Source organism: Phaeodactylibacter sp. (assembly GCF_040219495.1).
Taxonomy (GTDB): Bacteria; Bacteroidota; Bacteroidia; order Chitinophagales; family Saprospiraceae; genus Phaeodactylibacter.
Window position 1 is genome coordinate 62,362 of record NZ_JAVJSK010000011.1, and the last position, 23,086, is coordinate 85,447.

At 51.4% G+C, this 23,086-nt stretch carries 14 protein-coding genes; 5 read left to right on the forward strand and 9 right to left on the reverse strand.

Annotated elements, in window-relative coordinates:
- Positions 1-42 precede the first annotated feature (42 nt).
- Both RIC19_RS02210 and RIC19_RS02215 read right to left on the reverse strand, forming a co-directional pair.
- Positions 43-2,481 carry a TonB-dependent receptor gene (locus RIC19_RS02210; protein WP_350176383.1) on the reverse strand — a complete coding sequence of 813 codons (2,439 nt, stop codon included), beginning with the start codon at positions 2,479-2,481 and terminating at the stop codon, positions 43-45.
- 1,231 nt (positions 2,482-3,712) lie between these two features.
- Positions 3,713-4,009 carry a HigA family addiction module antitoxin gene (locus RIC19_RS02215; protein ID WP_350176385.1) on the reverse strand — a complete coding sequence of 99 codons (297 nt, stop codon included), beginning with the start codon at positions 4,007-4,009 and terminating at the stop codon, positions 3,713-3,715.
- A 380-nt stretch (positions 4,010-4,389) separates the two neighbouring features.
- Here RIC19_RS02215 and RIC19_RS02220 point away from each other — a divergent pair, with 380 nt between their 5' ends.
- On the forward strand, positions 4,390-5,526 hold the full coding sequence (locus RIC19_RS02220; RefSeq protein WP_350176387.1) for an ATP-binding protein: 1,137 nt from the start codon (positions 4,390-4,392) through the stop codon (positions 5,524-5,526).
- A 163-nt stretch (positions 5,527-5,689) separates the two neighbouring features.
- Here RIC19_RS02220 and RIC19_RS02225 read toward each other — a convergent pair whose 3' ends face one another.
- Positions 5,690-7,786 carry a T9SS type B sorting domain-containing protein gene (locus RIC19_RS02225; RefSeq protein WP_350176389.1) on the reverse strand — a complete coding sequence of 699 codons (2,097 nt, stop codon included), beginning with the start codon at positions 7,784-7,786 and terminating at the stop codon, positions 5,690-5,692.
- Positions 7,787-8,320: 534 nt separating this feature from the next.
- Between RIC19_RS02225 and RIC19_RS02230 the strand changes: the two genes are divergently transcribed.
- Complete coding sequence (locus RIC19_RS02230) at positions 8,321-11,038, forward strand: alpha-L-rhamnosidase (protein WP_350176391.1); 2,718 nt, start codon at positions 8,321-8,323, stop codon at positions 11,036-11,038.
- Here the strand turns inward: RIC19_RS02230 and RIC19_RS02235 are convergent.
- Positions 11,019-11,531, reverse strand: a complete 513-nt coding sequence (locus RIC19_RS02235; RefSeq protein ID WP_350176393.1) for an AAA family ATPase — start codon at positions 11,529-11,531, stop codon at positions 11,019-11,021. The genes RIC19_RS02230 and RIC19_RS02235 overlap by 20 nt on opposite strands.
- 160 nt (positions 11,532-11,691) lie before the next feature.
- On the opposite strand from RIC19_RS02235, the gene RIC19_RS02240 reads away from it, so the two are divergent.
- The 3 genes from RIC19_RS02240 (at position 11,692) to RIC19_RS02250 (ending at position 14,201) form a co-directional block, all read left to right on the forward strand.
- Positions 11,692-12,264 (forward strand): outer membrane beta-barrel protein, encoded by a 573-nt coding sequence (locus tag RIC19_RS02240; protein ID WP_350176395.1) that lies wholly within the window; start codon positions 11,692-11,694, stop codon positions 12,262-12,264.
- Positions 12,265-12,381: 117 nt separating this feature from the next.
- Positions 12,382-13,452, forward strand: coding sequence for a sensor histidine kinase (locus RIC19_RS02245; protein ID WP_350176397.1), 1,071 nt, complete (start codon positions 12,382-12,384; stop codon positions 13,450-13,452).
- Positions 13,449-14,201: a LytR/AlgR family response regulator transcription factor gene (locus tag RIC19_RS02250; RefSeq protein ID WP_350176399.1), complete on the forward strand. Its 753-nt coding sequence runs from the start codon at positions 13,449-13,451 to the stop codon at positions 14,199-14,201. Before RIC19_RS02245 ends, RIC19_RS02250 begins: the two co-directional genes overlap by 4 nt.
- On the opposite strand, the gene paaZ is transcribed toward RIC19_RS02250, so the two are convergent.
- The 5 genes from paaZ to RIC19_RS02275 form a co-directional block, all read right to left on the reverse strand.
- Positions 14,198-16,252, reverse strand: a complete 2,055-nt coding sequence (paaZ, locus tag RIC19_RS02255; protein ID WP_350176401.1) for a phenylacetic acid degradation bifunctional protein PaaZ — start codon at positions 16,250-16,252, stop codon at positions 14,198-14,200. The two genes, RIC19_RS02250 and paaZ, sit on opposite strands and share 4 nt — an antisense overlap.
- A 290-nt stretch (positions 16,253-16,542) precedes the next feature.
- Positions 16,543-17,721, reverse strand: a complete 1,179-nt coding sequence (locus RIC19_RS02260; RefSeq protein WP_350176403.1) for a T9SS type A sorting domain-containing protein — start codon at positions 17,719-17,721, stop codon at positions 16,543-16,545.
- A 222-nt stretch (positions 17,722-17,943) separates the two neighbouring features.
- Positions 17,944-21,006, reverse strand: a complete 3,063-nt coding sequence (locus tag RIC19_RS02265) for a CHAT domain-containing protein (protein ID WP_350176405.1) — start codon at positions 21,004-21,006, stop codon at positions 17,944-17,946.
- A gap of 378 nt (positions 21,007-21,384) precedes the next feature.
- A complete protein-coding gene (locus tag RIC19_RS02270; protein WP_350176407.1) occupies positions 21,385-22,296 on the reverse strand; it encodes a hypothetical protein in 912 nt (303 codons plus the stop codon).
- Between the two features lie 12 nt (positions 22,297-22,308).
- On the reverse strand, positions 22,309-22,923 hold the full coding sequence (locus tag RIC19_RS02275) for an RNA polymerase sigma factor (protein WP_350176409.1): 615 nt from the start codon (positions 22,921-22,923) through the stop codon (positions 22,309-22,311).
- Positions 22,924-23,086 lie beyond the last annotated feature (163 nt).

Here is a 23,086-nt window from a genome sequence, read left to right on the forward strand (position 1 = left end):
ACAAAATCGCCGGCCTTACCAAAGCAAAACCGGCGATCTCCACTACAGCCCCACACTCAGCCCCACCAAAAAGTTCCGCCCCGCCTGCGGGAAGAAGCCCTGATCCAGGGCCGGGCTCCCGTCAAACTGATAGCGGTAGGACCAGGCATTGGTCTCGTACCGGGCATCAAAGACGTTCTGCACCAGCAGCTTGAGCGACAGCTCCCGCAGGAAACCCGGCCGCCAGTTGAAGTTGATGCGGAAGTCGCTGAAGCTGTAGGCGTCAAGGGCATTGTCCTCATCGGAGGTGTTGTCGATGTACTGCTGCCCGACGTACTTGGTCTGCAGGGTGAAGATGAGATCGGTCTTGTCCTTCAGGCGCAGCGCTTCGTAGGACAAACCGCCCGCCGCAATGATATCGGGCGAGAAAGACAGGTCGGTCTCCTCATAGGTGAACGCTTCCTGCCCCAGATAGCCAAAGTTCTCATCGTACACATCCACAAATTCGGTAAAGCTTGCAATTCGGTTGCGGCTAAGCGTGAAGTTGCCATCCAGGCGCAGCCCATCGGCAAGCTGAGCGCCACCGGCGACCTCCAGCCCCAGGCGGTAGCTGCGGTCTACATTCACACGGGTAAATGCACCCACGTCATTGACCTCTCCGTTCAGCACCAGCTGATCCCGGTAAAGCATGTAGTAGCCCGTCAGGTTGATGGCTGCCCGGTCCCAGCGGTATTCGTAGCCAATCTCGGTATCGTACAGGCGCTCCGGATCCGGCCGGCTGTCGGCGGTGGACTCCACAAAGTCATTACGGTTGGGCTCCCGGTTGGCCACGGCAAAGGAGGCAAAGGCTTCTGAACGGCTGCTGATGCGATAGAACAGGCCTGCTTTGGGGTTGAAAAAGTCCAGCGTTTCGGTCCGCTCCACGTTGTTGCCCTGCCGGTCAAAACCGAGGAATTCATAGCCGACGCGCCGGTATTGCAGATCGAGATAGGCGTGCAGCCCGTCGAGCAGCTCGTAGTTGAACTTGGCGTAGATGTTGAAGTCCGTTTTGGTGGCATCATTCTGGTAGTATTGGAAGTCTTTCTCGCTATTTGAGGCATATTCAGCCCAGATGATCTCCCCGAAGTGGTCGCCAAAGTAGTGGTGGTAGCCGCCGCCGAGGGTGGCATCCAGCCGGTTGTCATCGCTGATGTAGTTGAGGCTGTACACGCCCCCGTAAAAGTCGTTGTCCAGCCACAAACGCCGGATAAGGTCGGTCTGCGTAATGACCGTATCCACCAGGTCTACCGGCAACAGGCCATAGTCGGCCAGCGCCTCGCCTGCCTTGTACTGCTCGAAGTAGCCTGCGCCCCGGGTGTAGTGCAGGGCGGTATTGAAGCTCCAGTTGCGGCTGATTTGGTTGTTGTAGATTAGCTGATAGTGGTCCTGACCGTAGTTGTCGACCTCATTTTCGTAAGGCTCGCCTTCTTTTTCTGTACCGGAGGGGTTGAAGGTGCGGAGGCTGTCCACCTCCAGAAAATCCTTAGGTACGCCATACCACGCCTGATAGGTCCGCTCCCGTCCGGAGAAGGTCACAAAGCGCAGGCTGCTGCTTTCGCCCAAATAGGCTGCCGAGAGGTAGTAGGAGGAAAGGTCAGAGGAGGCCCGGTCGATGAACCCATCGGAGGTGATACTGGACAGGCGCCCGTCGAGGGTAAACTTGCCGTTGAGTAGGCCGGAGCCGAATTCCACATTGGCCCGCTGCGTGTTGAAGGAGCCCACGGAGCCATTCAGCGTGGCGTAGGCCTCGGGCTTCAGCTCAGTGGTATTGATGTTGATGGTCGCGCCAAAAGCACCGGCACCATTGGTAGACGTACCCACGCCCCGCTGTATCTGAATGTCAGAAGCAGAGCTGGCAAAGTCCGGCATATTCACCCAGAACACGCCCTGCGATTCCGCATCGTTGATGGGGATGCCATTCACGGTGACATTAATGCGGGTAGGGTCCGTGCCCCGGATGCGGATACCGGTATAGCCCACACCCGCGCCAGCATCAGAAGTAGACACCACTGAGGGCGTCCACCGCAGCAGGAAAGGCAGGTCTTGTGCCAGGTTAACCGGATCAATATCCTCCTTATCCACATTCAGGAAAGTCATAGGAGTAGTCGCACCAGCACGGGTCGCCCGCACGGTCAGCTCTTCGGCGGTGAAAGCGCGGGGCTCCAGGGTAAGCTGAAAGGTTAGCTTGCTCTGACCGTCCGCAATTTGAAGGGGCTTGCGCAGGGTTTCGTACCCCACATAACTCACGCGCAGGGTGTAGTCGCCCGCCGGTACGTTTGAGATGGAAAATTGCCCATCCGCATCACTCGCTGCACCCCGGTCGCCGGGCAGCAGCAGGAGATTAGCCCCGGTTAACGGCATGCCCGCCGGGTCGGTAACGGTACCTTGAATAGTAGTCTGCGCCGTCAGTGAGCCTAAGAGCCCAAGCAGCAGCAACGTCGTAAAAACAGATTGGTAAAACATGAAAAAAACAGATGAAAATTGAAAGAATCACTCCACCCAGGGGTCGGGCGAGTGTTTGCCTTCAGGACCGCTAGTGCGACTAGACCGAATTATTTGATAGTATTTTCATGCTCAAGCCTTCTGTGATGCCTGGTCTTTAACTGTCAAATATTTTCGGCTCAATCCACTATTGGGCAGCCTTTCATCCCATAAGAAAAGAACGGATTGCGCAGGAAAACGCTTCGTACTCGTCTCCCTTCCCGGCATTACCCGGGCAGGTTCTATGGGTATGATCTCAGAATCCCGGTGTTAACCAGGAAACACCCCGAACAGCAACGGTAAATCTCACCGCTGCCATCAATTGACGGGCAAAGGTAGGTAAAATGGAGGGGGTGGGCAAGGGGGCTTATGTGCTTTTTAGGGCAAACGCACCAAACTAAGTTTTCATGAAAAAGGGCGATGAAGGCTCTCAGGCATGGCGATTTAGTCTGTTCTTCGCTTTAAGCTAGCCACTTGCGGGCCCGTTTTCATTACTCAAAAATAGCGCCACACCCACCGGCACCGCTCGCAACCCAAGACCGTCCCAACAAGCACGCCCGGCGAAATGACCGACTTCGTTTCATACTACGTCGGACAGCGAGAGCGCCGGGCGTGCCTGCCAAACCGACCGGCAACGCTCGAAACCCAGGACCGCACTCAGCAGCCACAGCCTGGCCCCCGGCATTGCAGCGTTTAGGGAAAATCGCAGGCAGGCGACGGCCACGCAGTGGCGTGGATACACTGTTTGAGCCAACATGCACTATCAACGTGAAAACATAACATCAAGCTATTCCCCGCGCCACCTCAACCCACCCTGCAAAAAGGCGAGTTTGTAGGCGCGAGTCGCCTGCCTGCGATTTTCCCGTTAAGAACGATGCACAGCCTTGACTTTTTGTTTCTTTTGCGTCAAGGCAAAAGAAAATGGAAGATTTGCCCAAAGCCAAACCGACCGGCAACGCTCGAAACCCAAGACCAACCTAACAAGCACGCCCGGCGAAAGGAGAGCGCCGGGCGAGGTTGAGCGCCCAGGTGCCGCCTACCAAGGCACGGCCGATTTGCGGGACTCCTCCGTCGAACATGCAATTTCGGCAGCCGCCACCCGCTCTTACGTGTTCCGCGACATGTTCCAAACGTGCTCCAACCGCATTCAAATTTTGGTGCGTTTGCCCTAATGCGCTTTCTTTTTCAGGCTCAGGTTATCTGACAGCCCTTGTCATGATTTTACTTCCAATTCTGCTATCGCATCAAGCTCCACGCTTTTCTTGTTGCGTTCTTCCTCAATATCATAGTCGTCCTGAAGCCCAAGCCAGAATTTGGCTGAAGTACCAAAGTATTTGCTGAGGCGAAGGGCGGTATTGGCAGTTACCCTGCGCTTCCCCTTGATGATCGCCGAAATGCGAGTCTGCGGTATATGCAAGTCTTTGGAAATCCGGTAAGCCGTTATTTCCAGCGGCTCCATGAATTCAAAAAACAGGATTTCTCCTGGGTGAATGTTGGCTGTTTTTTCCATGGTAAGTTAAGTTTGAGCTCCTTCAATTTACGTAAGTTTTTCCAGTTTCGCTTTTTGGGTAAAGCCTTGTAGACGCTGAGCGTGAAACCACGAGTTGCTAAGTCCGGTATTCGTCCATTTTCCCTATCTTGTACCCAATTTCACCAACCCATAGACCCAAACTGCTACCTTGCTTTTAAGCCTGCTAACGACCACAATCCATTAACGCCTTAAGCTCAACACATTTTTATCTGTTCGCGTAATATTGATTCCTGTCCTTCATGTCAGATGGACTTAGTAAAGGGTCTTTAACTGACTATATTTAGCTAAAAATAGTTTTTTAACTGACTAAATTTGGCTAAATTTAGTCAGTTAATGTATATTAAAGCAAAAATAAACAAGTGAAGCTGCTGAAAAGAGCAATTGAGGATGAAGTCATAAAGTATTTGCGCCCAAATAAAGTAGTCGTGCTTCTGGGGCCGCGAAGAGTTGGAAAGACGGTACTAATCCAACAAATTCTAAATAAAATATCCGAACCCTACCTGCTTTTGCACGGAGAGGATCAGGATGTCAGAAGGCAGTTGGAGTATAGGAGTACTCAAAGGTATAAAAACATCATAGGAGGAAAGTCATTACTGATTATCGACGAAGCCCAAAAAATTCCGGAGATAGGCAATGTGTTAAAACTAATGGTAGACACGATAGCGGGTATAAAAATACTGGCTACGGGCTCTTCTGCCTTTGACTTAGATAAGTTTACCGGAGAGCCATTGACGGGGAGAAAGCACACTTTTTATCTTTTTGGATTATCAGAAAAGGAATTGAATCAGACGGAAAATATTTTTGAAAAGGAGGCGAACCTCAGGAACAGATTGGTTTACGGGAATTACCCTGAGCTGATCCATCTGGAAGATTTACAGGAGCGAAAAGCGTACCTGGATGAATTGATTAAGTCTTACCTGCTGAAAGATATCCTTGAATTTGATTTGATCCGGAACTCAGAAAAGATCCTTCAGTTATTGCGCCTGATCGCCTATCAAATAGGAAGTGAAGTGAGTTTTACTGAATTGGGCAAGCAGTTGGGGATCAGTAAAAACACGGTAGAGCGATACCTGGATTTATTGAGCAAGGTGTATATCATTCATTCGGTAGGCGCTTGGAGTAGAAACCTGAGAAAAGAAATAGTCAAAGGCAAGAAGTGGTATTTTTTTGATAATGGGATCAGGAATGCGTTGATAGGGGATATGAAGCCAATCGAAAACAGAAACGATGTGGGCATATTGTGGGAAAACTACATCATAAGCGAGCGTATCAAACATCAGCAATACGAAAAAATGCTGGTGTATAACTACTTTTGGAGAACGTACGATCAACAGGAAATAGATTGGATTGAGGATAGGGAAGGGAAGCTTCATGCTTATGAATTTAAATGGAATCCCAGGAAAAAGGCTAAGCTGCCAAACGTATTCAAAGCGACTTACCCCAACTCCGAATTTGCGGTGATCAACCGGGAAAATTTCCTGGAGTGGATCAGTTGACCTCACCGCTCTGTACCCTGGTACATAACACATACCCGTTTGTGAAGCAATACTGTCAGTGTACAGCTTGTCTAATACTCCGGACAAGCGTTATTGCCAGCGGTTCAAGGTGCGGGGCAACCTAAGAGAGGTTCCTGAATAGAGATTCCTCCTCGGAGCGCACTTATCTCATCAAACTTACCTCGCCCGACAACTCCTGGATAATACCATCCGGATATTTCAACCTGGCCGACCATAAGTAGAGCCCGGAAGGTACCTGTTCACCGTTTGCTGACTGGCCATCCCAGCTATGTGCTGTCCCATTAGTCGTCCCATTCTTTTGCTCCCACAACAGTCCGCCCCAGCGGTCAAACACCCTGAAGTAAACCAGTTCTACGTCTATAGGAGTGAGCAAGGTGAAGTAGTCATTCCTGCTATCGCCATTTGGGCTGAAGGCGGTAGGGATATAGACCGGGCGCTCTACTGTAATGGCCATTTTATCTTCGGCGGTGCAGCCGTTTTCATCGGTAATAAAAAGGGAAAGGGTTGCTTTGTTTTGTACCGGCAGTACCTCTGCTACGGGGCAGGTGAGGCAGGAGAGTGCAGCAGTATCGGTTGAAGACCATAGGTAGCTGCTAATCGGGCTGGAGTTTTGCAAGTCCGGCATGACCGTTAGCACCTCCCCAAAGTGCAGTTGCTGGTCTGGCCCAAGATTGACCTGCAGGATGTTGTCTGTCACCTCTACCGTGTAGTTCAGCTCTTCGCAGCCCGTATTGACGGATACATCATAAAGCCCCGATACACTGACTGAGAGCGTATCAGCCGTAGAGCCGCCTTGCCAATGAAAGCTCAAGCCATTGGTGTTTTCAAAGAGGCGCAGCACAACAGGCAGGCCCTCACATTTCTGAAAAGACAACCGGGGCTCAAGGTCTTCAAAAGGGGTAACGGAGAAAGGTGTGGCATCATTGTAAGCCGGGCTGGGCAGGTAATCAGAGTATATGGAGGTACGGCTGTCCCCCATTTCGCTTAGGTTGATATCATAGAGGCTGGCCTGACAGGTGTATGCTCCACCGGGCATCTGTTCAGCCACATAGAGCCGCACAACGATGCTGTCCACGCCAAATTTGGGCTGAAGGTCCTGAATGTCCAGCATATTCGTTCCGATTCCGGTGACTTGTCCGCCATAGGGGTTGTAGAGTACTTCCTGTATTTCGACCCCAATTGGGAAACTGTCCCGCAGGCTGGCTGGATTTGCTAAGACAGCCTGGTTCATAAAAGCGATTTTTATCACGGCCTCTGTTGTTTGGCAGGGCCTGAGTTCCTCCTGGCCGAGTGCCTTCTCAATAGCTACAGTCATAGGGCAGGAGCAGCCATCATAAATTTTGCAAGTATCACTGGGCGGAGTAAAGGGGTAAGCGTGGGCGATGGTGCCGTTGCTCTTATCGAATTCGTATAAATAACTGCCATCATAATGATTATACATATCATGGGCTATGCCATATAGCCGGTTGAAGGCATCAAAGAATAATCCATTGGGCATAATGCCTCCATAAGGCTGAAAATCTATTGGAGGGTAGCTTACATTATCTAATAGCCCCGTTTCAAGATCAATGGTCACCATCTTACTGGTAAACCTATCAAAAGCGAAGCACAATCCTGAGCCTGGATCCATCGCAATGTCTGTAGATATGATTCCTATGGTGTCAGATTCAGCTATTCCTTGAACCAGCAGGGTTTCTTCAATAGTATAGTGGTCAGTTTCCAAGTCAATCTTATGCAATAGATTCGGAAGAGTAAGATTGTAGCCGCCTCCTTGCATTGGTAAGAGTCTTCTATCTTCCAGCAATAGAAAGTGCTGCTGATCATTTGATATGCAGCCTGCTTCTAAAACAAATCCATCCTCGATGGAGGGAAATGTATCTACAGTGAAGGAAATTGTACCATCCTTAGACAAAGAAAAAATATTAGCGGTGGACGTATAACCTCCAAACAAGATCGCACCGTAAAAAGTACTATCCTTCCAACGATAACCATAGGCTTCCGGGTTCCATCTTTGTTGTGGGGTCTCCCGCTCCACGATTGGTTGCCCCACTCCGCTGACTCCGTTTTCCCGGTCAATCACAATGGGATAGACGTTGGCATTGCCATAACCGTTGATTATCATTAACCGGCCATCACAGGGTATGGACTGGCAATAAATAGTTGGGGATAACCCAAATAGGATCAGTAACCAAAAGATAGGATATCTTTTCGAGTAGATATAGGAGAGAATTCTATTCATGATGACAGCATTTTTATGGCTTGAGGCACTAGTACACTGTGTATTAGGTTAGTGAGTGTTTTGAACGAGGGTATTTTTTCCTCAATCAAGGCGCTGCGGAGCCTCGTAGCCTAAGCTACGAAGGCGAGCACGCAACGATGAGTGAGGGAAAAAGAGCCCTTCAAAATGCTTGAAAATTTATTACACGGTGTACTAGTCTTATCGAGTGAGGTTAATGCTTTTAGGAAGAAGGATTCTAAGGCAAATGATTAGCGCTATTTAGTACCTCCACCATTTTAAGTTGCTCTTTTGTCGAATCAACCAAAAATAAAGGTAGCTGTTTTTTTGGCAACCTGCAATGTAGGGTGCTGTTTAATTGTTTTGATATTTAACCACTAATTAGCCTCTTGTTTTATTGGTTCCAGCATCTCAAATAGCCTCTTTTTTCTCATTGTGTTCTTTTCAAAATCTTTGGAATGTTGAGTCTTTAGTCCGATTTTTAGAGAAGCCTCAGAAAATGAGCGTTCTGGTTTTACTAATCAAGATTCCAAGAAAATGCGACTAATTCTAACCACTACAGTATTAACGTGCTTACTCACTACTGTACTACATTCTATGAGCATCTACGGCTTACAATGCGAGCACAAAGCCAACCCCATCGGCATCGACGCCCAAAAGCCCCGGCTGAGCTGGAAACTCTGGGGCGATGACCCCGGGCTGATGCAGGCAGCCTACGCGATTCAGGTGGCTACCGGGCCTGATTTTAAAAAGAGCAACCTGGTCTGGGACACCGGCAAAACCACCTCAGGCACTTCGGTACTCCTGCCTTATGAGGGTAAAGCCCTGGCCTCTGGTCAGCACTATTACTGGCGGGTGAAAGTCTGGAGCAATCAGGGCAAAGTATCGGATTGGTCAGCTCCTGCCTTTTGGGAAATGGGGCTGCTGCGCGCTGACGACTGGCAGGCCGAATGGATAGAACCCGAGCAGGTGGAGGAAAAGGATGGGCCCGCTTATCTGCTGCGGAAGGCATTTAAACTAAAGGGGAAGATTGCCCGCGCCCGGGCTTATGTCTCGGCCCGTGGGCTCTACGAGTTTTTCCTGAACGGGCAGCAGGTGGGCGATCAGGTCTTTACGCCGGGCTGGACGGCTTATGATGACCACATTCAGTACCAGGTGTACGATGTGACAGACTTACTGTTAAATGGCGACAATGCAGCGGGCCTTCACCTGGGCGATGGCTGGTTCCGGGGTGCGATGGGCTGGATGGATAACTGGGGGCTCTACGGTAAAAGGGTAGGGGCCATTGCACAGATCGAGGTCACTTACGAAAACGGCCGACAAGAGATGATCCTGACGGATGGTAGCTGGACAGGTACTGACGAAGGCCCCATCCGCATGAATAGCATCTACAACGGCGAAACCTACGATGCCCGCCTGGAGCCCACCGGCTGGAGCCAACCGGGCTTCGACGACCAAAATTGGCAGCTGGTAACGGTGGCGGGCCATTCTAAATCCAACCTCATTGGCGCCGTTTCCGTACCGGTGCAGAAGGTGGAGGAACTGGCTCCGGACACCATCTTCCGCACTCCGTCCGGTACCTTGGTGGCCGACTTTGGCCAAAACCTGGTGGGCTGGGTGCGCCTGAAGGTAGTGGGCAAAGCAGGCACCACCGTGACCATCCGGCACGCCGAAGTGCTCGACAAGGAAGGGGAGTTTTACACCGCCAATCTGCGTGCCGCCAAAGCTGCGCTGACGTACACCCTCAGGGGTGGGGCAACGGAAGTGTACGAGCCAAGCTTCACCTTCATGGGCTTTCGCTACATCGCTCTGGAGGGTTTCCCCGGCGAATTGCAACCGGAAAACGTGACGGCGGTAGTTATTCATTCCGCGATGGAGCCGACCGGTACCTTCGAATGCTCTGATTCCCTCATTAATCAGCTGCAGCACAACATCGTTTGGGGGCAAAAAGGCAACTTTCTGGATGTCCCAACCGATTGCCCGCAGCGGGACGAGCGCCTGGGCTGGACGGGCGATGCGCAGGCGTTCTGCCGCACCGCTGCCTTTAATATGGATGTAGCGGCTTTCTTCACCAAGTGGCTGAAAGACCTGCACGCCGATCAGTTGGAGAATGGGGGAGTACCATTCGTGATTCCTGACGTGCTGCGTAATAATGGTGTATCCGCCGGCTGGGGCGATGCGGCGACGATCATCCCCTGGGATTTGTACCAGGTGTATGGCGATACGAGCTTGCTATCCGCGCAGTATCCCTCGATGAAGGCCTACGTAGAGTACATCCGGGAGCAGGCTGGTGATGCATTGATGTGGAAAGGTGGGAGCGTTTTTGGTGACTGGCTGTTTTACAAGCCCCACGGCAATAACCACACCGCCCCCGATGGCTACACCGATCCGGATATGATCGCCACGATGTTTTTTGCGCACTCCGCTCATTTACTGTCTCAGGCGGCTGGCGTACTGGGGAAAACAGAAGAGGAGATGGAGTACCGGGCCGTCTACGAAGCGGTCAAGGCCATTTTCCAGAAAGCATATGTTACCCCATCCGGCCGTATTGCCTCCGATTCCCAAACGGCTTATGTGCTGGCGCTACAATTTGGATTGCTGCCGGAGCCGTTGCGTGCCAAAGCTGCCGCCCATCTGGTTGACGATATCCGCAGGCGTAAAAATCACCTGTCTACCGGCTTCCTGGGCACGCCTTATCTGTGCCACGTCCTCTCCGATCACGGCTACACGGAAGTCGCCTATGATCTGCTGCTGCAAAAATCCTACCCTTCCTGGCTGTATCCGGTGACGATGGGCGCCACCACCATCTGGGAGCGTTGGGACGGGCAGCGCCCCGACAGCACCTTTCAGGATGTCGGGATGAATTCTTTCAACCACTATGCCTACGGCGCTATCGGCGACTGGATGTACCGAGTAGTGGCCGGCATTGAGCTGCTGGAGCCTGGCTACCGAAAAATCCGCATCCAACCTCAGCCTGATGCCCGGTTAGGATACGCCAAAGCTTCCCTGGATTCCCCCTACGGCAAGATTGCCTCCGGCTGGTCCTTAATGGCGGGTGAGCTGGTACTTAACGTAGCCATTCCACCCAATACCACAGCGGTAATCGAGCTGCCTAATGCCAATCTTTCTGCGGTCGAAGCCGATGGAGGCCCGCTGTTGTCTCACTCTGATTTTTCGAACGTTCAGCAGGTCAATGGGGCTGTGACTTTTGAGGCGGTGCCGGGAGCTTATGAGTTTAGGTATCGGTATGAGTAAGTAGTTCCCGCATCCGCTCCACCCGCTTTTCCCGGCTGCCCCAGAGTTCAATAAAGGGTACGCCTAGCTGTCGCAGTTCCTGCCGGTAGATGCCGTACAGGGCTTCCCGCTCGTTGGGGTTTTCCCGCATGGGGCCAGGCTCCCATGGGATGTCAATGCCGCAGAGCACCCATAGGTCGTACTGCCGGCGTTGCAGTTGCTCCAGAATCCAGGGATGGCAGCGGTTGTACTTGAATTCCGACCAGACTTTTATCACCAGCATACCCGTATCGATGAAAAGGAAACCAGAAGCTTTTTCGGCATATTGGTCTTCCCATTGCAATTGCCCTTTGGCGATAGTCAGGAGGTCCGCTTCGGTGTAAGGACGGCCCAATTGCTCCAGATAGGTACGGGCGTATTCCGGTACGCAAACGGTGCCCCATTCCTCAGCCAGCCGTTTAGCGAGGGCGGATTTGCCTGTAGATTCCGGCCCGGTAAAGAGTATGCGCTTCATGGCGCAAATGTAACAAACTTCATCATACACATTCATCCTGCACCACAGCAGGTTCGGTCGCCACTTGCACACCCTCGTCCGGTTTTCCTTTTAATGGGGTGGAAAGGGGGCTACTTTTGAACTGTAAACAACGAAAAACAGTCACCAAAATTAGAGAATCATGAAAACGCAATGGTTAATCATCACTTTGTTCTTCGCCCTTATCCTTATCAATGCCCAGGCACAAGACAACGGCAGCCGGTGGAGCTTTGAACTGAATGGTGGAGCCGGCTTCCCTATGCAGGAACTCGGCGGCACCGAATTGGAAACGGGCCTCAACCTGGAAGCCACTTTACACTACCGCCTGCTGCAACATACCGGGCTCTACGCCGGCTGGGGCTGGGCACACTTTGCCGGCAATGATCAACTGGATTACGAGGAAACGGGCTACGTGATGGGGCTGACTTTTGAGCATCCCTTCCCACAGTCTGCCATCCGCTACTACCTGAGAGCAGGGGCGCTTTACAACCACCTGGAAGTGGAGGATAATAGTGGGGAAATAATCGGTGATACCGGGCACGGCTGGGGCATACAAGCCGCCGCCGGCGTGAATATCCCAATTGGCGGGAAATGGAGCCTGACGCCTGGCGTAAAATTCCACGCCCTCAACCGGGATTTGGATACCGGGGCGACGGTTACCGGACTAGACCTACGCTACCTTTCCGCAAGAGTGGGCATTCGTAAAACCTTTTAATTGAAAGCAAGAATCACCCGACGGTCCTGACAAGCGCAGCTTCGTCAGGACCGCTGCTTTTTATCATTCCTTCGGTCTTTTCTGTTTTGTATTTTCCCACCTTAGAAGCAGTGCATCATGAAGGCTTATCGTATTTCCAGTCCGTTCCCAATCAGGAAGCTATTGTTCCTGATGCTGGCGCTTGCTGTTGGGGTGCAGTTAATTGTGGTGTCTTACAACCACTTTACGGGCTTTTACCCTTTGTCAGGCTGGGCGCATTTCGGCATTCGCCTGGGCCGGGGTATCCTGCTTAGCCTTATCGCCGGCAGTCTGATGGCTTTTCCTGACCTTTGGCTGATTCAGTGGCTCAACCGGTGGGTGCCGTGGAGTGCCCGGGTGCCGGAGCGCCTGTTGCTGCAATTGTTGCTGACGGTAGTTGTAGCGTTGTTGGTAGGTTTTGCTGCGACCTTCACAGCCAATGCCCTCCACCCTTACCAAAACCCACTCTCCAAGGTCTTACTCTATAATGCTCTGATTTTTTCGGTGGTCAATATCGTGCTTATGGCCATTCTGGAAGGGATGTCATCCTTTTGGGAAAACCGTGCCGCTCAGGAGCGGGCGCAGGCGCTGGAGCAGGAGCTTTCGCAAATCCGTTTTGAGGTGCTCAAGCATCAGATCAATCCACACTTTATGTTCAACAGCCTGAATGTATTGTCAGGGCTGATCGAGCAGGACAAAGCCAAAGCTCAGGACTTTATTGATGAGTTCTCCATGATTTATCGTTATGTTTTGGAAACTATCGAACAACCAGTGGTAGCCCTGAAAGAGGAGCTGCGCTTTGCTTACTCTTACCTGTCCCTGCAGCAGATGCGGTATGGGGAAGGCGTCCGGGTGGAAATGGCCGTGCCCGCAGAATACCTGGAGCAGCTTATGCCCCCATTGTCTATGCAGGTAGTACTGGAAAACGCCATCAAGCATAACATCGCTAATGCCAGTCAGCCCCTGCACATTGAGGTGTCGGTTGAAGACGGGCAATTGGTGGTAAGGAATAACTTACAGCCCAAAGTTTCGAATACTTACTCGGCAGGGCTTGGGCAGCGCAATCTGGCTAAGCGTTATCAAATGGTGAGTGCGGAGCGCCCGGCCTTCATCATGGGGTCTGATCGATATGAAGCCCGCCTGCCGCTAATCAAAATGGAAACCGGATGAAAGCAGTAATCATTGAAGACGAAGCGGTAGCCGCACAACGCCTGGAGCGGCTGCTTTTGGAAATCGCCCCGGATACAGAGATCCTGGCAACCCTGGGATCCGTAAAAAACGCTACCCAATGGCTGCGCACTCATCGCGCCGACCTGATTTTCCTTGATATTCAATTGTCGGACGGGCTAAGCTTTTCCATTTTTGAATCGGTGCCGGTTTCCACGCCGGTTATCCTGACCACGGCCTACGACCAATACGCCATCAAGGCCTTCGAGCTGAACAGTATTGCCTACCTCCTCAAGCCTATCCGCCGCACTGACCTGGAAGAGGCGTTGAATAAGTACCAGTCCCTGCGTACGGCTTTTGCGATTGATTTCAGTGCCCTGAAAGAGGCGATGCAGCCCCGGCACAATTACCGGGAGCGCTTTTTGATACAGGTGGGGGAGGTTTTTAGGAAAGTGGAAACCGCTGAGGTTGCCTATTTTTTCTCTGCCCACAAAAGCACCTTCCTTCGTACCTATGCTGGGAAGACTTATGACCTTGACCTTAGCTTAGACCGCCTGGAGCCTAATCTGGACCCCAGCCGCTTTTTCCGGATCAACCGGAAGTACATCGTCAGCATGACCGCCATCGGGCAGATGATCGCCTGGTCGCGCAGCCGCGTGAAGCTAAAACTAAATCCACCGCCCGATGAGGAACAGGATACCATCGTGAGCATCGACCGGGCGGGGGATTTTAAAGCCTGGATGGACCATTAACGCTGGTCGCGCATTTTTACCATTGTAAGAATAGTGCCGATCGCCACCGTCTCGCCGGTTTCGTCGTACACATCCACCATCCATTTGACGATGCCTTTGCGGATGTCCTCCTCGTCCCGCTTTTCCTGACGGATTTTCTCCTTACAGCTGAAGCGCACGCCAATGGTTGCGCCCGGATAAACCGGTTTGGTGAAACGGAAATCTTCAATGCCGTAATTGAGCAAAACGGGGCCTTTCCGCCCGTCCACAAACAGGCCGGCTGCTTTGGACAACAGATAGTACCCATGCGCCACCCGCCGCTCGAAGATCGTCCCTTCCAGTGAGGTCTCGTCCACATGGGCGTAAAAGTGGTCACCGCTCACATTCGCAAAGTTGACGATGTCCGCTTCGGTAACGGTATGTTTGGCGGTAATGAGCGTCTCACCGACTTCCAAATCTTCAAAATGCTGCTGGAAAGGGTGGATGGCTTTTTCTTTGTAGGCTGCACCTTTTTGGTACTGTCCCGTCACTGCCGTGATCATGGTGGGGTGCCCCTGAATGGCTGTGCGCTGCAGGTAGTGCTTCACGCCCCGTACGCCGCCCATCTCCTCTCCGCCACCGGCCCGGCCTGGCCCGCCGTGCACCAGCAGAGGCATAGGGGAGCCATGCCCGGTGCTTTCTTTGGCACTTTCTTCATTGAGGATGAGAATGCGGCCGTGGTAAGCCGCCGCGCCCATCACGTACTCGGTTGCAATGGTCTCATCAGCAGTGGCTACAGTGCTCACGAGGGAGCCCTTTCCCATATTCGCCAGCGCAATAGCCTCATCGAGCTGCTTGTAGGGCATGAGGGTGCTCACCGGCCCGAATGCCTCAATATGGTGGGCGCCCTGCTTATTGAACGGATCGTCGTTGAGTAGCAGGATGGGGGAGCAGAAGGCGCCCTTGTCCTGATCGGCGCCCATGACTTCAAAGCCGTCGGTCTGTCCGTATACGATATTGGTTTCTCCGGCCAGTTCCTGTACGCGCTGCCGCAGGGTTTCGAGTTGCTTTTTGCTGACTAGTGCCCCCATGCGCACCCCTTCCACTGTGGGGTTGCCGATGGTCGTCTTCTGCAATTGCTGGCTTAGCGCCAACTGCACATCTTCCACCAGGTTTTCCGGTACGATGATGCGCCGTATGGCCGTACACTTCTGCCCGCATTTGACCGTCATTTCCCGCCGCACCTCCTTGATGAACAGGTCGAAAGTGGGGGAGCCGGGTACCGCATCTTCGCCCAGAATAGCTGCATTCAGGCTGTCGGCTTCCATATTGAAAGTGACGGCATTTTCGATGATATTAGGCAGGGCTTTCAGCTTGCGGCCGGTGGAGGCAGAGCCCGTGAACGTGACCGTGTCCTGTTCGCTCAGAGTATCCAGAATGCCGTGGCCTTTTCCGCACACCAGCTGTACCGCGCCTTCAGGCAAAATACCCGAGGCAATGATGTCGCGTACCATAGCTTCGGTAAGGAAGGACGTAATTTCAGAGGGCTTCACCACGGCAGGCACGCCAGCCAGCAGATTGACCGAGAGCTTCTCCAGCATCCCCCAGATGGGGAAGTTGAAGGCATTGATGTGCACAGCAACGCCATGCTTAGGCACCATGATGTGATGGCCGATGAACGTCCCTTCTTTGGACAGCCCCACCGCCTCTCCATCAATATGGAAAGGCTTGTCAGGGAACTGACGGCGCAGGCTGGCGTAGGCAAATAAGGTGCCGATCCCGCCATCGATATCAATCCAGCTATCGCCCTTGGTCGCGCCCGTACGGTAGCTAAGCGGATAGTATTTTTTGCGGATGCTGTGCAGGTAGAGTGCCAGCTTTTTGAGCATCTGCCCCCGCTCGCGGAAGGTCATTTTCCGCAAATTGGGACCACCCACGTGGCGAGCGTATTGCATAATGGCGGCATAGTCGAGCCCCTCGCTCCCGCAGGTGGCAATTAGCTCACCGGTGACAGCATCGTATTGGGCAAAGCCTTCGCCCTCGTGGGGCATCCACTGGCCAAGGAGGTAGTTGTGAAGGTTGGTATTGGGCATGGTTTGGTTTTATTTGGATGTACAAACGATCGTTTGTTCGCGAATTTACGAAAAATGTGGGAAGGATAATCGTTGGCATGCTTTCCCCTTGTGCCCTAACTTATCTTGGGTTGAAATTAGGCGGTTGTGGTGAAGCCCCGCCTAATACTTGACTTAGCGTTAGGGTGGGCTTTCCCCAGCACGCCCTAACTTATTAAACATAAAAAAGCCCGCTGAATCACCTTCTTCTATTTGCTTGGAAAGGCGGTTCAACGGGCTATAGGGTTTGTATTTTCCAGGGTTATACCGGATTATCTTAGGAGGACCTGGCCAGAAGCCCGGATTCTTTTATCTGCATTTCGGATGACGTATTGGTATAACCCGGCAGAAGCGGAAGCCGGCGATGAAATTTCCTCTGTGATAGGTCCATGGGGCGCATCAATAATTTCCTGCTTCACTAATTGTCCAAGCGGGTTATAGAGGCTAATGGTCCAATTGCGGGCGTCCGCCTTTTCAAAGCTAACCTGGAAGGTACCGGTATTCGGATTTGGGAAAACACGAGTATCTATGAGGTCTTCAGGGGTAAATCCAATGGAGCTGACAATGTCTTTTATCTCATCGGTTATAGTCATCCTTGTGATTTGGCCCCCCTCCGTTCTTAGAGACAGCGCACTCTGTTTTATTCCTTTTGTGAAAAAGTTGTAGTTAGAATACGTTGTGACAGCGCCCTGCTGTAGCCCAAGAGCATCAAGCATGATCTGTGGGGCGGGCTGCCCGGCGAGGAAAAAACTATCTGTCCGTACAGTTGTCCCTTTAAGAAGCAGGGCTTCCATGCTGACTGTACCCTGGCCATCAGGGTGAGGAAGAATGAGGGTGCCGAAACCCACAACACTTTCAGTCTCTGCATAGTTGTAATTTGAGCTGGCTGGCACATGGTCAAGCCCGAAAGCAGTGACGGTCATCAAAAAATTACCTTGGATATTTATTTCAGTGCTCCAGGAGTCTTCATAATTGAGCGGGAATTTAAGGTAGTAGATGGGTTCTTCATACACATTGGTAGAGCCCAAAAAAGTGATGGTGTCATTGGGGCCCCCAGTCAGGCTTTGGGCTGGGAGGGTAAGCTGCTCAACGATCCTGCCTAATACGCTGTAGCCTTCATCGTCCAGTCTTTCATAGAAATCCACGCCTTGTTCTACCAGGTCAAGTGCAAGTCCGGTGGAAGCTTCCAGTAAGTTCGCGTCTGGGAAAACGGGGTCGGAAGCAATAGGCTCCTTCGTATAATTTGAAAGGCCCGTCAAGGCTTGCCCGCTGTAGTCCCACACCACATTGGGGCCTTCAGCCGGGATTGCTGCGCCATTGGTCTCCATAGTCCATGCGTCGACAGTTGCTCCATTAGTGGTAAGGGTGTAATCCGAACGCTCAATGGTGATTTGTGCAAAAAATGGTGAAGCGAAAAGCATGACAGAAAGGAGTAAAATTACTTGTCTCATGATCAATAGTTTAAAGATTAAGGGTTATTCAGGTTTTGAAAAAGGACGAATGCTGCCCTTTCTGAACCGTTTCGCTTCCTTATGTAGGGCAATCAAAAAAGGTCAATGGCTACAGCTGTTTTTTTTGAAAAAAAATGAGAGGGGGCGTAAATAAAAGCCCGGACGTCAATTAAACTGACGCCCGGGCTTTTGCAAACCACAAGGTAAATCTATAACATCCCTTTACTCCATCAGTACAAACCCCGCCCAAAAAAAGGGCTCCGGGTAGCGGTTCCGAAGTTCCAGCTGTGCTGCACGGAAAGCCGTTGGTATCGGCAATGCTTTAGTGAGGTAATTGAAATAAAAGGCGGTCATGAATTCCTGGGTTTGGAAATCGGGTATTTGCCAGAGAGACATAATGATGTGTTTGGCTCCAGCCAGCTTGAATGCACGCTGCAGCCCGTACACACCTTCGATGCCCCTGACTTCGCCCAGTCCGGTTTCACAGGCTGAAAGGACTACGAGCTCGGTACCGTTTAAGTTCATTTGGGCAATCTCATAGGCGGTCAGTATGCCGTCATCTCTACCGGGCGCAATAGGTTCGCCATTTTTCCAGGCGAAGTTGCCATTGGCCAGGATGAGGCCCGAGCGTATCATAGGGTGTTCCGAAGCCTGGAACTCATTACCGGTTGAAGCCTCCTCTGCCGGCGCCGGGAAAAAATAGCCATGTGTAGCAATATGCAGGATTTGAGGGGGGGCAATACCCGCGCTTAGTTTTTTGAAGGATTCCTCGGTAGCAGAATGACCGGTGAACATATCAGCTGCCATGCCGGCGTCTTCGGCTATCAGCCCAATGGTTTCGATTTCGGTTTGGGTCCAGTCGAGGTAGGCCCAGGTTTCTCCCCTGGATCGGGGTGTTGTGCGGTTGTAAGGCTGAGCTGCTTTTTTGGTGGCCGTACGCTCCGGTTTTTCGGAGGGGGGAATATCCGGCTCGTATTTAATGCCACCAAAGAGGGCAGCAGGGCCGTTTTCAGAACGCTGTTGTTGATCAAATACAAGTTGACGGGTACTACGGAGCCTGACTAAATGGTACTGTTCGGTCAGGGCTTTGTCCGGAGTGGCCGCGATAGCGCCAAAGTTCAACTGATGCAGCAGCCCATCGGGTGAAAAATAAACCGTTTTAGTGTCCTTGAGCACCGCTTTCAGAGGCGCCCATAACAGCTCATAAATGGATGGCGCCGTCGGATTGGTGCTCCAGGCGTAGATCTGGTTGATGCTTTTTATGCGCCCCTTTTCTACGGGCCTCATAAGTTGGATGAGGCTTTGTTCCTGGAAAAGGGGGACAAAAACCGGCTTCGTTTCCCCAGCCTTAATAATGAGCGCTGCATAACCCGGCGGCTCTTCCGTACGCTGTTCGAAGCGCACGAATTCTACGGCTGCTTCATTGGGCTGGAGTATTTGCTGTACTTCCTGCCAGGAGACCTGACGGTACGTTTCTCCATAACTGGCTACAGATGTGACCAACGATTTTTCAATGGCGTTGGTTTCGTCTTCCAGCGTTTGCACCCCTGTACGTGCAGCAGGTGGCTTGGCGTATTCGGCAGAGAGTCGTTGCCTGAGCTCGGAGAGCTGTTGCTGCCTGGCCGACAGGGCGGGGTCTTGTATAGAAAGTTGTTTCACCCGGCTGGCCATAGCGAGCAAATAGCCTTTATAGAAAAGAACATCATCGTATGCTTTTTCAGTGGCTTTTCCAGGTCCTGGAGCTGCCTTTTGGAGCACTGCAAAATGCTGATGCAGGTATCCGGAAAAAGTATTGGTGTAGGCCGTGAGTTCACTTTGCGAAAGGTGCTGCGCCCCACGTAAAATGATGTTGCTCTGGATGTCGCTATTTTCATGAATGTAAGTCAGCGCCCTGATATACTGGCCCGTTTTTGCCAGTAAAGAGATCAATCCATCAAGGCATGAAGTGTATTCATGAGTTTCTTTTCCGACGGCATCCTGTAGTAGGCTCAGAGCAGAAAGCAGGTTGCTTTCTGCAGCTTCATATTTGCCCTGGGCGGTTTGTAAACTGCCTAAGTTCATGAGATTGACCGCGTAGCTTGGGTGTGAGGCCCCAAGTTTTGTTTCCAACAGCTCAAGGGCTTCTGCCATCATAGGCTCTGCCTGTTCGTATTTCTCCTGTATTTCATAAAGCATAGAGAGGTTCATCATGATTGAAATCGTATACTGATGATTTTTCCCCAGTACGGGCTCCATAATGCTTAAGGCCTCTTCGGAGTATTTTTCTGCTTCGTTCAGGTTGCCAGTAGAAAAATAATAACCTGCCATATTCAGCAAGCAAAGACCATAGTCCGGGTGCGCAGGCCCAAAGTGGGCCTCTTTAATAGTCATGCACTGTTGGTACAAGGGTTTGGCTTTTTCAAAGTTGCCCATCCGGGTATAAAGGTGGGCAAGCCCTTCGGCGTTTTTAGCATAATCCAGACTGTTGTTACCTACAGCTTCTGCGGTGATGCGGAGTGATTCCAGGTAGTATTGCTCCGCCTTTTCGAACTCGTTTTTTAGTTGGTAATTGATCGCAAAATCCAGGAGACAAGCTGCGTAGGCAGGGTGCAATTTACCTACCGAAACTTCAAAGGCTTTTTTGGCGCTTAGAAAGTACCCTTCCGCTGTCAGGTACTCGCCCATCCGGTTGTGGATCATGGCCAGGTTCAATAGGTTGGAGGCATAATCCCGGTTGTTGGTAAAGCCTTTCTGCTCCCGTATTTCAAGACTTTTGAGGGAATATTTCCGGGCTTCTTCAAAGTCACTTTTTCTGAAATACAGGTAGTCGAAATCAAGCATTAGCCTGGCATAATCAATGCCATCGGTGGTGCCGGTTTCTTCAAGGACAGACTTGGCGCGGAACAGTAGTTTTTCCCCTTGCTCAAATTGCCCCATCTGTGCGTGTGCTCTTCCCAGCCCGGCAAGGTTACGCACGGTTTTGAGGTGCGCTGCCCCCAAAGCCGCCTCTCTAATGTCAAGGGATTTTTGAAAAAAGGGAATGGATTCAGAAGGGCGCTCCATGTTTAACAGGGCAAGCGCTCTGTTTTGTTGCAGGTCAGCGTACCGCAGGTCGCCTGCTCCCCAATCGGATAATACGATGGAGTCCGCTTCAATAATGGCCGTTAGCGCTTCCTCAAACTCATTGTTTTGGTACTTTTGGTCATAAATATGCAAAAGGCTGTCCAATACTGTTAAGGAGTTGTTTTGGGAATAAGCATTAGCCCCTAGGGTGAAAAGGAAGGTTAAAATGGAGATGTTTTTCATCTTTTATGGGTTGGTGGATAATCTGAATAAGGTTTTTTAAGCGCGCTCAGAAGATAATGTTTATCTACTAGAGTTCATTAATGTAGGTGTTGTAAAGACCATGGGTTAGGTTTTTGGCCAGATCAAGATATGTCCCGTTCAATAGCGGGAGAGCGCCAGGATCCTCGACCTCAGAAAGGGAACCCTCTAATTCTCTTTCTTCGTGTAGCTAAGGAGTGGTGACCTGCCTGCGTATCGATACTTCGGTCTCCGGTGGCCAGAGCCCACAGGCGACGAGACACAAGCAGGCGTGACGCAGAACTGGGCAAAAAGAGGCCACAGATTACCCGTTATTTGATACTTTACAGAGCACTAGCTTGCAATAAATGGAGTTTGTATCTATTTCAATTTTTCCACCGCACTTGCAGCGTAGCGCTTAAAAGGGTGATCCGGGGTTTCCGAAATCTTAAGGAAGGTGCGCTTTGCTTTTTCATCTTCGCCCATAAGCAGCAAAGACAGACCGCGGTACCATTCCAGTAAATCTGCTCCGAACGGCTGCCTGTTCTTGATTTGGTCAAAATAGCGGAGCGCATCGTTGCCTTCCCCGCTTTCCAAAAGGCAGTACCCCTTCAGAAAAAACAAGGTGTCATTTTCCGGCGTTTGCCTTTCCATGAATTGCAAACGGGCATAGGATTTAGAGAAATCCCGGTTTTGGAGCAATTCATGAATTGGTTGAAACCGGTCAGTAACACTCAGACTTTCCGGTGGGTAGGGGGTGTGCCAAATTGAATTGAGGATGGCTTGACGTACGCTGTCGGTTTCTTGTCCGGTGCCTCTGAGCTTTGGGGCCGGGTAGGGTAGAGGCCGTAGCGCTTCAGTGGGCTCATTGCTCGCGATAGGGCCTTGAGGGACCTCTTTTTCTTTTTTAACAGGAGGCGGCGGCGGGATGGCTTCCTCCGCTGTGCTCAAGCTGTCGGTAGCTATTGTTGAATCAGAGGAGGGCAGCTCAGCGGGGGGGCGGTTGGTTTCTTCAGACGGGTAGAATACCACCCCTAGAATAGCTGCGCCCACGAGGAGCACTGCGCCAAGCCACCAGGAAGAACGGTTCTGCTTTTCAGGTTTTGGCAGGCCGGTAAGGGCTTCTGAAATCCGGTCTTCCAGCAGCACATCTTCAATGCCTTCTGTCAAGAGGCGCAGGTCGGCTACCTGCTCAGACAGAGCGGGGTTGTCCTGCATTTTCTTTTCAAAGGCAGTTTGCTCATCGGCTTTCATTTCACCGGATAAATATTGATCAATCTCGTTTATATCCATAAGTCGAAATTTTCAAAAGGCTTTAGTGATACCTGCTTTTTGTGCCATTTCGGCTAGTTTCTTTAGGCATTGCCCTCGTTTGCTCTTCAGGGAGTTCACAGTAGAGTATGGGGTCAGATTACCGGTAACGATGTCTTTGTCTTTTAGGCGTTCAAAGTATTTGAGCAATAGCACCCTGCGGCAGTTTTCTCCTAACCGGGAGAGCAGTTCACGTACAATTGCCCGTCTTTCTTTACTGATGATGTCGCTTTCCGGGTCAGTATCTGACTGCCCGCCCATGGTTTCCTGAAGCTCCAGGGCTGTCTTTTTAGAACGTACCCGATTGGCAATCAAATTGCGGGCAACACTCTTGGTATAGGCGGCCGGATGGTAATCCTGAAGCTCAAACCGGCCTTGGCGAATGGCTTTCAATGTGATTAGAATCGAATCATTGAGGATCTCCTGAACATCTTCTTTAGCTAAACCGAACTTTTTGACCTTATGCTGAACTTCCGGTAATACTTTGGCAGCCAGTTCCTGTATAGCCGCGACATCAGCCCTGCGAAGCTGTTCAAATAAGATGCTGCTCTTGTCAGCGGCATTGATCGGGCTGCCGGAGCCCTGTCGGTCTGATTGGTTGTTCGCCAAAAGATTCAATGCGTTTTGGTTAAGAGCGTGTTGGGACTTTAGTAATCGGCCTGCAAACTACACTTTTTTGCTTATACTTCGTCCCGAAAATCCTCATTTAGCTAAGGCTAAACTCCGGTTTTCGTGCCTCGTCTAACCAAAAAAATGTTAGTTTTCGACTAGA

Bases quoted from the DNA above. Each gene is read 5' to 3' on its own strand.
- RIC19_RS02265 (WP_350176405.1), bottom strand. From the start codon at position 21,006: ATGAAAAACATCTCCATTTTAACCTTCCTTTTCACCCTAGGGGCTAAT.
- RIC19_RS02210 (WP_350176383.1), bottom strand. From the start codon at position 2,481: ATGTTTTACCAATCTGTTTTTACGACGTTGCTGCTGCTTGGGCTCTTA.
- RIC19_RS02245 (WP_350176397.1), top strand. From the start codon at position 12,382: ATGAAGGCTTATCGTATTTCCAGTCCGTTCCCAATCAGGAAGCTATTG.
- RIC19_RS02240 (WP_350176395.1), top strand. From the start codon at position 11,692: ATGAAAACGCAATGGTTAATCATCACTTTGTTCTTCGCCCTTATCCTT.
- RIC19_RS02250 (WP_350176399.1), top strand. From the start codon at position 13,449: ATGAAAGCAGTAATCATTGAAGACGAAGCGGTAGCCGCACAACGCCTG.
- RIC19_RS02235 (WP_350176393.1), bottom strand. From the start codon at position 11,531: ATGAAGCGCATACTCTTTACCGGGCCGGAATCTACAGGCAAATCCGCC.
- RIC19_RS02270 (WP_350176407.1), bottom strand. From the start codon at position 22,296: ATGGATATAAACGAGATTGATCAATATTTATCCGGTGAAATGAAAGCC.
- RIC19_RS02225 (WP_350176389.1), bottom strand. From the start codon at position 7,786: ATGAATAGAATTCTCTCCTATATCTACTCGAAAAGATATCCTATCTTT.
- paaZ (WP_350176401.1), bottom strand. From the start codon at position 16,252: ATGCCCAATACCAACCTTCACAACTACCTCCTTGGCCAGTGGATGCCC.
- RIC19_RS02230 (WP_350176391.1), top strand. From the start codon at position 8,321: ATGCGACTAATTCTAACCACTACAGTATTAACGTGCTTACTCACTACT.
- RIC19_RS02260 (WP_350176403.1), bottom strand. From the start codon at position 17,721: ATGAGACAAGTAATTTTACTCCTTTCTGTCATGCTTTTCGCTTCACCA.
- RIC19_RS02215 (WP_350176385.1), bottom strand. From the start codon at position 4,009: ATGGAAAAAACAGCCAACATTCACCCAGGAGAAATCCTGTTTTTTGAA.